The following is a 12,280-nucleotide window of genomic DNA, read 5'->3' as shown; positions in this document are numbered from 1 at the left end:
TAGTAAGGTGGTATAACTTGGAAGCCAGTACAAATAAAAAGCCATACTGTATGATTAAAGAGGTAATAAATGGAAATGATATTGTCGCATTAAAAAGAACACATAACGAATCAAAAAATTTGATTGTTATTTTAAATGGTGCAATCAATAGAAAAATTAGACAACCGCCAGTGTTTCAGCGTAATTCATGGTTGGAGTACATACCGCACAATGTTTTGCTAATTTCAGATGGAACTATTGAAATTAACGACACCCTAGAGCTTGGTTGGTATATGGGAAAAACTGGAAGTAATTATCACCAGTCAATTGCCACTCTAGTTTCTAGAACGGCGCAAGAACTTAATATTAATAATGAATCAATAATTTTTTATGGCTCATCCGGAGGAGGATATGCATCAATAATATTGAGCACATTAATGATAGGAAGTCGAGCAATATCTATAAATGCACAAATTATATTAGCAGATTATGAACAGAAGGGCGTTTACGATAAATTTATATATGATACTGGCCATGATGCAAATTCATCACACCTAAATGCTATAGACTATATGATGCATAACAATTACATTCCCAGGATGACTATCCTTCAGAATAAAGCAGACTCTCATCATTATCGAATGCATTTCAAGCCGTTTTTAGCATGGTATCTAGAACAATCTGAAAAAATATCAAACTTTGGCGAAATAACCATTGAGGAGTTTAATGACAAAAAAGGTCATAATGCAGTACCAGACAAGTTTGACTTAATAAATCGAGTACAAAAAAACAATGAAACATCTTTTCTGACAGCATCAAATGACATAAATAGCACCCCCACAATACACGTACTCACAACTAACTTTAAAATACTATTCGAAATGCATTCACCTGATGATAGAGTTTTAGTTTTCATAAAGAGTGAGCTATCCGACTCTATAAAAAACGACTTACTGAATAAAGGATGGATGATTTCTTCAAAGGCTGGTGTATGTACTTACGTGAGATGCAATCAAGCATCTAACAATAATATTACAGACCTATCAATTGACTATCTTGCAGGCCTTAAAATAGGAATATTAAATTGGCACTCTAAATTACCCGCCAAATATAAAGTATTGTCTCAATAATGACTGAACGTAAATCATAATTTATCAACGCGGCGTCTAACCCCAAATAGCTAAATTCATTTCTTATAACAAGAGGTTTTTATTTATGCATGAGTCACCAAGTTGCGCATTATATTTATTGGGCTAATCAGAGATGCCATATATTACAAGGATCTTGAGTGGAAAAAGAAACTAGAACTATATTAAATGTTACTGAAATGAATTCTCGACATCTACCTGTAGCTAAAGGTTGCCCACTACAACTCAGTATCATTACTCCGTTTCATTTCAGAGTTGGAGGACGGGGCAATATTGATGATGCATTAAAAAGAATAGATGCTTGCATACGCTCTTTTTCTACTGATCCCAAAATTGAAACATTGGTGATAACAAATCAGCAGCAATACCTCCCTGTCAGTAATTGTTACTCTATCATTGATGATACACAACTTGCCTCTATATACTCACCAGGACTGGCTCGTAATAATGCCATATTGAATAGCCATTCAAACTGGCTATTCATGGTTGATGCTGATTTGATATGTACACCAACACTTGCTTCACAGTTGTTAAAGCGTAGCCATATAATCTTCAGCATTACCCAACATGCCTTTGAAATGTACCCCTGTCTCTATCTGACCAAAGAAGAGACAGAGCGGTTTGACGGGGATTTTCAAGGCTGCCTGGAATCCTTTCTGCGCGGTGAGAATCACAGGGTGGAAGGGATTGCCCTGGCCAGTAGTTGCTTGCTGCTCAATCGTGAGTGGTTTTTGCAACTGGGGGGCTTTGACGAGCAGTTTGTCGGCCACGGTGGCGAGGATCTGGAACTGATTGACCGGCTGACTCGCCATTATCCCATAGGGCCAAGACCCGATGATTATGGCTTGAATATCAAAGCGCAGCACCCGGGGGATTATCAGGGGTTTCGCCGTTATTTCAGTTACTATGCCCTGCCCCATCTGTTTGCCGGCCGGTTTCTGGTGCATCAGTGGCACCCCCGCCCTCTGACGCACCCTTATCACAAGCGCAGGGCAGGCAACGATCAGTTGCTGGAACAGATGCTGTCACGCTCCGAATCAGAGCGAGGCCCCTTGAAAGGGCCGATCGTGCCCTGCAATGACCTCAATGGAGAGCTGCCGGACTTTCGGGAGTGGATGATCCGTTTGCAGGAAGAGGCGGGTTATCCCGTCCGTGACTATCCGGGGCTGTTGCGCTGGCAGGATGGCATAGGCCCCAAGCGCCCCCTGTGGCGAAAACTGCGCAAGCTTTACCTCAATCCACGTGCTTTTTTCAGAGACATGTTCAAACCCGCATCTCTCTAAGCTTCCTTTTTAATCTGAGCAACTTGCATGACTCTATGGACACAATCTGGCGGCATACTGGCCCGCGACGCGCAGATCGGCGCCTGCCTGGGCCAGCCATTGGCGCGTCTCACCCCTGATGCCACTCCCCAGCCCGGTGACGCCCTGGTGGGCTGGGGCCAGAAGGCCAATACCCGTCAGATTAAACAAAAAGCCCAGGCCCTGGGTCTGCCCTATTGGCAGCTGGAAGATGGCTTTATCGGTTATATCGGCCACCCTGCCCGCGGTGGCAAGGCCGTGTCGCTTATCGCCGACCCCGTCGGCATCTATTACGATGCACGCCAACCCAGCCAGCTTGAACAGCTTGTCGCAACGCCCTGTGATGCCGCCATGCTTGAGCGGGCGCAGCGGTTGATGGGTGAGCTGGTGCGCCTCGGCGTCACCAAGTACAACTGCTACGCCTCACGCCCGGCTCACCCGGCGGGTGATGCCTCTGCCGGTCTTTCTGCGCGAGGTGAGCATGGCGGTTTGCCAGCCGCGCTGGCACAGCGCCTGTTGCAAGATGCCAGACCCAGAGTGTTGCTGGTGGATCAGGTGGCCGGCGATCTCTCCATTCCAGGAGCGCTGGCCAGTGAAGCGGACTTTGTGGCCATGGTGGAATCGGCACGCCGCAATCACCCCGATGCCCGCCTCTTGCTGCGCACTCACCCGGACACCCGCTTTGGCAAGAAGAGCGGCGTGCTGGCCCGACTGCAACTGGACGGTGTGGAAATCGTTGCCGAACACTGCCATCCCCATGCCCTGCTCAACCGGGTGGAGGCTGTCTACACCGTCTCTTCCCAGCTTGGATTTGAGGCTTTGCTGCTCGGCAAGCCGGTGTATTGCTTCGGCATGCCGTTTTACGCCGGTTGGGGGCTGACCTTTGATAGCAAGCAGTGTGAGCGGCGCAAGGTTCAGGTATCACTGCCCCAGCTGGCGGCGGCCGCCCTTATCCTCTATCCGCGCTATCTGGATCCCGTGCTGGGCCAGCGCTGTGAGGTGGAAGAGGTATTGACCATAGTGGCCCGTCAGCAGAAGGCAGCGCCGCGCTGGCGCAGACTCTATCTGGTTGGTTTCTCCTTGTGGAAGCGCGCCTTTATGCAGGCGTTCTGTCACCACCTGGCCGATGAGCTGCGCTTTGTGCGCACACCGCCCAAGCGGCTGACCGGCGATGAGCAGGTGCTGGTATGGGGCAGCCGCCACCCGGATCTCACCTCGGCCATCCGGGTGGAAGATGGCTTTATCCGATCAAGAGGGCTCGGCTCTAACCTCTGTCGCCCCTCCTCCCTGTCCATCGATCCGGTCGGGATCTATTTCGACAGCCGCATGCCAAGCGGGCTCGAACAGTTGCTCAACTACCAGCAGCTGACCGAGGCCGACGTCAATCGGGGCAGTGCACTGATCGATCTGCTGCGCCAACACAGGGTCAGCAAATACAACGTAAGCGCGCCACAGCACTATACCCCCCCTGCGGATGGTCGCACTTTGGTGCTGGTAGTCGGCCAGGTGGATGGGGATGCCTCCATCCTGACCGGCAGCCCGACCATTCGCAGCAATGAACAACTGCTGTGGGCCGTACGTGCGGCCAAACCGGAGGCGCACATTCTGTTCAAGCCGCACCCGGATGTGGTGGCAGGCAACAGGGCGGGTGCCATCTCGGCTGCCTGTCTGGCGGAGTGTGTGGACAGCCAGGTGCTGGACATTGGGCTGACCAGTCTCTATCCCCACGTGGATGAGCTGCACACCATGACCTCGCTCAGCGGGTTCGAGGCGCTGGTACAGGGTGTCAAGGTCACGACCTGGGGTCAGCCCTTCTACAGTGGCTGGGGGCTGACGACAGATGCCCATCCCCCTGCCAGGCGCCAGCGCAGCCTGCCATTGGCGGCGCTGGTCTACCTGACGCTGGTCGCCTATCCGCTCTATATCGATTGGCAGACAGGGCTCTGGATAAGCCCGGAGCAGTTGATCCGCCAGCTGGCAGAGCAGGGGCAGTCATCGACCCGCAAGTCGAGCCTCTGGCAGCGCTGGCAGATCAAGTTGAGTTATCTGATACAGACGCTGCTGCAACGTCCCTCCCTCCCCCAGCTCATGAGATAAGCCGTACATGAAGATTTTGTTGTTGCAAGGACCGCTTGGCCCCTTCTTTCAAACCCTCAGCCAGACCCTGAGCGAAGCGGGCCATGAGGTTTACAAGCTCCATTTCAATGGCGGGGATGAGTGCTGGCCTTGCGTCGGTCACAACGAGCGTTTCACCGGCAAGCCGGACACCTGGAATACCTTCTTTCGCCGCTTCATCAAGCGTCATCGCATCGACAGCCTGATCTGCTATGGGGATTGCCGCTATTACCATCTGCAGGCCATTCGCATCTGCAAGCTGAAGAAGATCGCCGTCTGGGCCATGGAAGAGGGTTATCTGCGCCCGGACTACGTGACGCTGGAGCAAGGGGGGGTGAATGCCTTCAGCCCGCTTTATGCCAAACGTGACCAGCTGGCCGAGATGCAGTGGCCCGCCCCTTATGATGCGCCATTGCAGGTGGGCAAGACCTTTGGTCGCCGCGCCTGGTATGCCAGCCGCTATCACATCAGCAAGAATTTGTTTCACTGGCGCTACCCGCATTTTGTCAACCACAGACCCTGGAGCCTCTATCAGGAAGCCAAAGGCTGGGTGGCGGGTGGTCTGGTCAAGTGGTGGTACAGAGGGGCGGATCGTCGCCTGCTCAGGGCCTTGCCCCAACACAAGGGCCATATCTTCTTCGTGCCCTTGCAGGTCACCGAAGATTTTCAGATAAGGGAGCACTCTGACCTGAGCGGAGTGGAAGAGATGGTCGCCCAGGTGATGAACTCCTTTGCCCGACATGCTCGCAGTGAGGATGTCTTGCTGTTCAAACATCATCCCATGGACAGGGGTTACGTCAGCTACCAGTCCCAGATAAACCGCCTGGTGACGCTGCTCGGGCTGGAAGGGCGGGTGTTCTACGGTTATGACTTGCCGCTGCCGACCCTCTATCCCCTGCTCAAGGGGGTCATCACCATCAACAGCACTGTCGGTCTCTCCGCCCTGCTGCACGATGTGCCGACCTTCTGCATGGGACGCGCCCTGTACGATCTGCCGGGCCTCACCACCCGTGGCACCCTTGAGAAGTTCTGGCACAAGCAGAGCCCGGTGTGCAACGACACCTTCGAGCGGATGCGACAATCACTGCTTCATCTGACCCAGCTCAATGCCAGCTTCTATCGCCATCTGGAACTCAGCGCCATGGCAGTGATGCAGAAGATCCACCGGCACAGTGAACAGGTGGCGCCCACCAAACAGGGGGTCTCTTCCCGGCTATCTTCCTGTCTCATCGGGGCCATAGGTGCACTGGGTACTTTTGGCTTGCTATCAGAGGAGATGCTGACACCGATGGCGCTGCTCTAGACCACCACACACCCACAAAAAAGCCCGCAATTGCGGGCTTTTTTTATGGCCGTTACAAGCTGCGGGGGCGCAGGTGGGCGTGCCAGCGGGCTTCCCACTTCTTGAACAGCCAGACGATGACGAAAGTAAGCAGCATGTAGAGCAGGCCTGCGGTCAGGAAGGCCTCGAACGGGCTGTAGTAGCGGGAATTGATGATCCGCGCGGCGCCGGTCAGGTCGACGATGGTGATGATGCCAGCCACCGCCGAGCCCTGCAGCATGAAGATCACCTCGTTGCTGTAGGCGGGCAGCGCACGGCGAAACGAGTTGGGCAAAATGATGCGGGTGAGGGTTTGCCAGCGGCTCATGCCAAAGGCGTTGGCGGCTTCAACCTGCCCCTTGGGCATGTTGAGCACGGCGCCGCGCACTATCTCTGCGGTGTAGGCGCCGGTATTGAGGGTGAACGCCAGCAAAGCGCAGAACCAGGCTTCGGCAAACAGGGTCCAGGCTGCGCTGTTTTTCAGCCACTCCCACTGGGCAGCGCCGTAGTAGATGATAAAGAGCTGTACCAGCAAGGGGGTGCCACGAAAGAAGTAGATATAGGCCCAGATCGGCCCCTTGATCAGCCAGTTGCGACTGTTGCGCAGTATCCCCATGGGCACCGCCAGCGCCAGACCGAGTATGAGGGATGCAGCCACCAGCAGCACTGTGGTGTAAAGCCCCTGCCAGTAGGTAGGCCACTCTTTGAGAATGATTGAGAAATCCATGGCTTACCTCGTCTTTATCGCGTAGTGACGCTCGGCCCACTTCAGTGCCGAGGTGGAAACCGCAGTGAAGATCAGGAAGATCAGGGCCACCGCCATGTAAAAGGTGAAGGGCAACTGGGTCGAGCCTGCCGCCAGGGACGCTTTGCGCACCATGTCATCAAGGCCGATGATGGAGACCAGCGCCGTGGTCTTGAGCAGTACAAGCCAGTTGTTGCCAAACCCCGGCAGGGCATGGCGCATCATCTGGGGAAACAGGATCCGCACAAAGACCTGGGTCGCCCGCATGCCAAAGGCGCGAGCGGCTTCCAGCTCCCCCTTGTCCACCGCCAGGATGGCGCCGCGGAATGTCTCCGTCATGTAGGCACCGAAGATGAAACCTATGGTGGCGACCCCGGCTGCAAACGGACTGATATCGATGTAATCAGGCAGCAGGGAGACCCACTCCTGATTGGGATTGCTCTCAAGCAAGAAGTTGTTGTAGGTCTCGTTGACCCAGGTACAGATGCTGTTGATCAGCACCTGGCCGCCGAAGAACAGCAGCATCATCAGCACCAGATCGGGAATGCCGCGAATGACGGTGGTGTAAGTGGTCGCAATGCCCCTGGCCCACTTGTAGGGCGACAGTTTGGCGAGCGCCCCCAGCATCCCCAGCAGCAGTGCCAGCAGCAGCGAGGCCAGCGCCACTTCCAGAGTGACCCAGGCGCCCTCCAGCAGGGAGGCTTCGTATCCTTTCAAATCAAACATATGCAGCTCCATTGCACATTGAGTGGGCTCGCCCCTCCCAAGCAGAGGCTCCATATTCTTTAAAACCACACATATGCAGCTCCATTGCAATCAAGCGGGCCCATCACTCCTTGCGGGAGATAACGGGCCCGATATGACGACTGACGGGAGTCAGCCTGTCGTTCCTGGTTCGCCGTCGGCACCGCAAGGACCCCAAGCCTCCTCCTGGCTCTTTCATACAAGGGAGGGAGTTTGCAACGCCTCCCCTTTGTGAAGGGGAAGCCAGGAGGGGGGGGTGATGATCCGCCGTAGACGACGTTCGGTTGTTATTCGCCGTAGACGTCGCTTTCTTACTCGCCGTAAACGACCCTCTGCTTATTCGCCGTAAACGTCGAACTCGAAGTACTTGTCGTTGATTTCCTTGTACTTGCCGTTGGCGCGCAGGGCCAGGATCGCCGTGTTGAATTTCTCTTTCAGATCCTTGTCAGCCTTGCGAACGGCGATGCCGGCACCCTCACCAAACCACTTGGGATCGGTCAGTTTCGGGCCGACGAATTCAAAGCCGTCACCGCCCTCTTTTTTCAGCAGACCATCGGTGATGGCAGCGGAATCGGCCAACACATAGTCGACACGACCGGATTTCAGATCGAGGTAGGCCTCATCGGCGGTGCCGTAACGCTTGATGGTGGCGTTGGGGAAGTTGTCGGTGATGTAGGTATCCATGGAGGTAGCGCGTTGCACCGCCACGGCCTTGCCATCCATGAAGGCCTTGTCGAGCTGTACGTCAGTACCTTTCTTGGCGGCGAAGCGAGCCGGAATGTGCTGGTACTTCTGGGTGAAGTCCACCTTCTTCTTGCGCTCTTCCGTGATGTCCATGGTGGCGATGATGGCGTCATATTTGCGCGACAGCAGCGCCGGTATGATGCCGTCCCAATCCTGTTTGACCAAGGTACACTTCACCTTCATCTCTGCGCACAGGGCGTTGGCGATATCGATGTCAAAGCCTTTCACTTCGCCACTGGGCTCGGTCCAGGAGAAGGGAGGGTAAGCACCTTCCACCCCGATCCGCACTTCTTTCCACTCCTTGGCCATCAGGCTACCGGAAGACAGGGCAGTCACTATGGCAGTCGCCAGCATCAGCTTGTTCATGTATCTCTCCTTGATAAAATCGTCGACTGTTAACGTTGGATCCCGCCCATCAATAGATGGAAGAGATAAATTGCTTGAACCGTTCCGATTTGGGATGGGCGAAAATCTCCTTGGGGTTGCCCTCCTCTTCCACGCGCCCCTGATGCAAAAACATTACCTTGTTCGACACATCACGGGCAAACGACATCTCGTGGGTCACCACCAGCATGGTGCGCCCCTCTTCGGCCAGCTCACGCATCAGGCCGAGCACCTCACCCACCAGCTCGGGATCGAGCGCCGAAGTGGGTTCGTCAAACAGCATCACTTCGGGATCCACCGCCAGCGCCCGGGCAATGGCCGCACGCTGCTGCTGACCGCCGGAGAGGTGACCCGGGTAGTAATCCCGGCGCTCCCACAGGCCCACCCGATTGAGCAGATGCTCCGCCTTGGCGATGGCTTCGGCACGGGGGATCTTCAGCACCTGGATAGGTACTTCGATGATGTTCTGCATGATGGTCATGTGCGACCAGAGGTTGAAACTTTGAAACACCATGGCCAGACGGCTACGGATACGCTCCACCTGACGCACATCCTCCGCCAGCCGCTCGCCAGCCCGGTTGGTTTTCATCCGGATAAGCTCGCCATGAAGCGAAACCGTGCCGGAAGAGGGTGTTTCCAGCAAATTGATACAGCGAAGAAAGGTCGACTTCCCCGAGCCGGAGGAGCCGATCAGGGAGATCACGTCTCCCTTGTGGGCGGTCATGTCGATGCCCTTGAGCACTTCGTGGGTGCCGAAATACTTGTGCAGTTCACGAACTTCCAGTGCGGCAACGTCGCTCATCCATTACAACCTTGTCTGTCCCTAGACGCCGCTACGGCGTGACTCAGCCATCGTCCATTTAACAAAAAGTTAACCGATGGCAACCTTCAGCGAAAATATCACTCGACTAGTCAAAAAACAATACAGAACGGTGGTCTTTGGTGTTTTGTCTGTATTTTTATTGGTCTAATCGGTATTTTTCAGCACTTTGTCTGCATAAAACCCTATCCAGACCAATACGGCAACACCGCCTTTTTATACCCACATCGCAAGGGTGGCAAGAAAATTCCTGCATCATGGTCATAACCGTACCCAAGCAGCTTTATTCACCCTGCGGATGTTTGCATCTTGTTGAAAAGTGGGCTGACTCGTCGATTCTCCTGCTGCACCAAGGCGAGCCACTGCGCCACATCAGTGCATGGATTTGCACCAAAAACATAACAACTTGATAAAAAAGCCCCGGATGAAACATCCAAACTCACAGATATGTGACACAGGGCCAATAAGTAGTGATAAGGTGTCATTTTTATCAGTTTTGTGATCGAGGCCCCGATGTTGCTCAATGTATTGCTGATCCTGCTGCCGCTGGCAATCGGCTATCTGATCCCCCTCTCTTCCGCCCGGCTCATCAAGCTGGTCAATCAGTCGCTGGGCAAGATGGTCTATCTCATCCTGTTTCTGATGGGGCTGGGGCTCGCCTATGTGGAGAACCTGGGCAGCAACCTGGCGGTGATCTTCAAGGTGGCCGGTGTCATGCTGGCCGCGATTACCTTCTGCAACCTGCTGGCGCTCTGGTGGCTCGACAAACGCAGCCCGCCGACCCATGAGGCGAGTGACGCCAAGATGCCGAGCAAGCTGCACCTGCTGTGGGAATCACTTCAGCTCTGCTTCGTGGTGCTGGGGGGCGTGCTGCTGGGGCTGCTGGTGGATCTGCGGATCTTGCCCATCGACAAGTTGAGTGAGTGGGCCCTGATGTTGTTGCTGCTGCTCATCGGGGTGCAGATGCGCAATTCGGGCATGCGACTGCGCCAGATCCTGCTCAATCCCTGGGGCATGAAAATCGCCTTTACCGTCATCGTCAGCAGCTGGCTGGGCAGTCTGCTGGCAGCCCAGTTGCTCGGCATGCCATTCAGTCATGGCTTGGCGATCAGCTCCAGCTTCGGCTGGTATTCGCTGTCGGGCATTCTGGTGGCCGACAAGCTGGGGCCTGTGCTCGGCTCCGCCGCCTTTATCAACGATCTGGGTCGCGAGCTTATCGCCATTCTCATCATCCCCATGTTGATGCGCCGCCACCCCTCTGCCGCCATCGGCTACGGTGGCGCCACTGCGCTGGACTTCACCCTGCCAGTCATTCAGAAATCCGGTGGCATCCAGGTAGTACCTGTGGCGATTGTCTCCGGCTTTATCCTGAGCCTGCTCGGCCCCATCCTGATCCTGGGCTTCCTGGCCATTTAAACCTGCCAACCTCATCACGCCCGACCCGAGTGTCGGGCTTTTTTGTGCCAACCCCTTGCCGCCGGTTCGCCAGCCATAGGCAAGCAGAGCCGGATCCGCTAGGCTCACCTTCAGTTTTCATTTGCTGGTCAACCCTAGCCCCATGAATTATCTGGCTCATCTGCATCTGGCTGCCCATACCCGAAGCTCCCTCACCGGCAATCTGCTGGGGGATTTTATCAAGGGACCGCTGCCAAGCACCCTCGCCCCCGAGTTCGACGAGGGGATCTGGCTGCATCGCAAGATTGATGCCTTCACCGATGCCCACCCGGAGCACAGGGCAGCCGTGGCCTGCTTCGAGGCGCCCTGGCGCCGCTTTGGCGGCATACTGGTGGACATGCTCTACGACCACTGGCTCAGTGTGTACTGGTCACAGTTTTGCGCAGAGCCTCTGCCCCGCTTTTTGCAGCACAGCTATGACCAGCTATTGGCAGATCACCTGCTGCTGGCAGACGGCTTGCCAGCGGCACTGAAACGGATGGCGGAGCAGAACTGGATTGCCTCCTATCGTCACAAAGAGGGGCTGGGACGGGCCCTCAATGGCATAGGCCATCGTCTGCGCCGCCCTGTGTTGCTCGGCGATGCCCTCACCACCCTGGATGAGATGGATTGGCACACCTGCGAGCTGGGTTTTCTGCGCTTCTATCCCCAGCTGATGGCATTTAGCGAGCGGCAGCTCGCCCACTATCGCGAGACAGGCGGCCACGCCGGATTGCGGCCATAAAAAACCGGACCCAGGGTCCGGTTTGCAGATAAAGGCGCACTGAACCAGTGCCTTATTTCTCTTCTTGTGAAAGCTCACCCTTCTTCTTGCGAATGCTGAGGCCCAGCTCCCGGCCTCGCAGGCGGGCGTAATAGATGGTGCCGACAAACGCCAGTGTGGTGAACACCAGTTCAACCACAGCCAGCCAACGCTCCCCTTCATCCGTGGTGATCAGCGTCAGGGCGTGCAGAAAATAGGGCATCAGCACGAAGTTGCCCCAGGCATGGGTGTAAGGGTTGCCCTGTACTATGCCCTTGAGCGGGAACAGGAGCGGCACAGTCCAGATCACCGGCAGCAACCAGGGATTGAGGTCAGGGTGGGGGGAGAGAAACAGGTGCCAGAGGATGACCCAACCCAGCAGGCCAAAGAAGCCAACCAGGGTCAGCAGACGGGCGAAGCGAGTGGTCACTTGAGGATCTCCAGCACCTGCTCGGGAGGGCGGCCGATGCGAGCCTTGCCATCTTTGATGACGATGGGGCGCTCGATGAGCTTGGGATGCTGGTGCATGGCGCGAATGAGGGCATCGCCACTCTGATCCGCCAGCCCCAGCTCTTTGTAGAGATCTTCCTTGGTGCGCATCAGCTGGCGCGGATCGGCAAAGCCCAGTTGGGTCAGCAGAGTGCGAATGACATCTTCACTCGGCGCCTGCTCCAGATAGAGCACCACATCCGGGGCGACCCCGTGCTGTTCCAGCAGGGCCAGGGTTTCACGGCTCTTTGAACAGCGCGGATTGTGGTAGATTTGGGTCTCGCTCATGGTAA

12 protein-coding genes are annotated in these 12,280 nt (G+C 55.3%); 6 read left to right on the top strand and 6 right to left on the bottom strand.

What is annotated here, in order from left to right; all coding sequences use genetic code 11:
- The first annotated feature begins 17 nt into the window (after positions 1 to 17).
- From AC1P02_RS13850 to AC1P02_RS13835, 4 genes are all read left to right on the top strand, one after another.
- Positions 18 to 1,109: a hypothetical protein gene (locus AC1P02_RS13850; RefSeq protein WP_485182469.1), complete on the top strand. Its 1,092-nt coding sequence runs from the start codon at positions 18 to 20 to the stop codon at positions 1,107 to 1,109.
- A 158-nt stretch (positions 1,110 to 1,267) separates the two neighbouring features.
- Positions 1,268 to 2,410 carry a galactosyltransferase-related protein gene (locus AC1P02_RS13845; RefSeq protein WP_485182468.1) on the top strand — a complete coding sequence of 381 codons (1,143 nt, stop codon included), beginning with the start codon at positions 1,268 to 1,270 and terminating at the stop codon, positions 2,408 to 2,410.
- A 27-nt stretch (positions 2,411 to 2,437) separates the two neighbouring features.
- Positions 2,438 to 4,525 (top strand): capsular polysaccharide biosynthesis protein, encoded by a 2,088-nt coding sequence (locus tag AC1P02_RS13840; RefSeq protein WP_485182467.1) that lies wholly within the window; start codon positions 2,438 to 2,440, stop codon positions 4,523 to 4,525.
- 7 nt (positions 4,526 to 4,532) lie between these two features.
- Positions 4,533 to 5,846: a capsule biosynthesis protein gene (locus AC1P02_RS13835; RefSeq protein ID WP_485182466.1), complete on the top strand. Its 1,314-nt coding sequence runs from the start codon at positions 4,533 to 4,535 to the stop codon at positions 5,844 to 5,846.
- Positions 5,847 to 5,898: 52 nt separating this feature from the next.
- On the opposite strand, the gene AC1P02_RS13830 is transcribed toward AC1P02_RS13835, so the two are convergent.
- The 4 genes from AC1P02_RS13830 to AC1P02_RS13815 form a co-directional block, all read right to left on the bottom strand.
- The gene (locus AC1P02_RS13830) at positions 5,899 to 6,591 is read right to left on the bottom strand and encodes an ABC transporter permease (protein WP_485182465.1); all 693 of its coding nucleotides are present in this window, start codon (positions 6,589 to 6,591) and stop codon (positions 5,899 to 5,901) included.
- A 3-nt stretch (positions 6,592 to 6,594) separates the two neighbouring features.
- On the bottom strand, positions 6,595 to 7,335 hold the full coding sequence (locus tag AC1P02_RS13825; protein ID WP_058395756.1) for an ABC transporter permease: 741 nt from the start codon (positions 7,333 to 7,335) through the stop codon (positions 6,595 to 6,597).
- 354 nt (positions 7,336 to 7,689) lie between these two features.
- Positions 7,690 to 8,463 carry an ABC transporter substrate-binding protein gene (locus AC1P02_RS13820; RefSeq protein ID WP_005310135.1) on the bottom strand — a complete coding sequence of 258 codons (774 nt, stop codon included), beginning with the start codon at positions 8,461 to 8,463 and terminating at the stop codon, positions 7,690 to 7,692.
- 49 nt (positions 8,464 to 8,512) lie between these two features.
- On the bottom strand, positions 8,513 to 9,283 hold the full coding sequence (locus AC1P02_RS13815) for an ABC transporter ATP-binding protein (protein WP_005310133.1): 771 nt from the start codon (positions 9,281 to 9,283) through the stop codon (positions 8,513 to 8,515).
- Between the two features lie 531 nt (positions 9,284 to 9,814).
- On the opposite strand from AC1P02_RS13815, the gene AC1P02_RS13810 reads away from it, so the two are divergent.
- Together AC1P02_RS13810 and AC1P02_RS13805 are read left to right on the top strand one after the other, a co-directional pair.
- Positions 9,815 to 10,717 carry a LysO family transporter gene (locus AC1P02_RS13810; RefSeq protein WP_034523538.1) on the top strand — a complete coding sequence of 301 codons (903 nt, stop codon included), beginning with the start codon at positions 9,815 to 9,817 and terminating at the stop codon, positions 10,715 to 10,717.
- Between the two features lie 142 nt (positions 10,718 to 10,859).
- Positions 10,860 to 11,480, top strand: a complete 621-nt coding sequence (locus AC1P02_RS13805; RefSeq protein WP_485182464.1) for an acyl carrier protein phosphodiesterase — start codon at positions 10,860 to 10,862, stop codon at positions 11,478 to 11,480.
- Positions 11,481 to 11,532: 52 nt separating this feature from the next.
- On the opposite strand, the gene AC1P02_RS13800 is transcribed toward AC1P02_RS13805, so the two are convergent.
- Both AC1P02_RS13800 and arsC read right to left on the bottom strand, forming a co-directional pair.
- On the bottom strand, positions 11,533 to 11,928 hold the full coding sequence (locus tag AC1P02_RS13800; RefSeq protein WP_005310127.1) for a DUF2069 domain-containing protein: 396 nt from the start codon (positions 11,926 to 11,928) through the stop codon (positions 11,533 to 11,535).
- Entirely contained in the window at positions 11,925 to 12,275 is a 351-nt protein-coding gene (arsC, locus tag AC1P02_RS13795; RefSeq protein ID WP_096118469.1) for an arsenate reductase (glutaredoxin), read from the bottom strand. The genes AC1P02_RS13800 and arsC overlap by 4 nt, the downstream gene beginning before the upstream one ends.
- Positions 12,276 to 12,280: the final 5 nt, after the last annotated feature.

The organism is Aeromonas sp. TS_SC_11 (assembly GCF_057318915.1).
The sequence above is the reverse complement of the archived record's forward strand: the minus strand, read 5'-3'. Positions and strand labels throughout refer to the sequence as shown.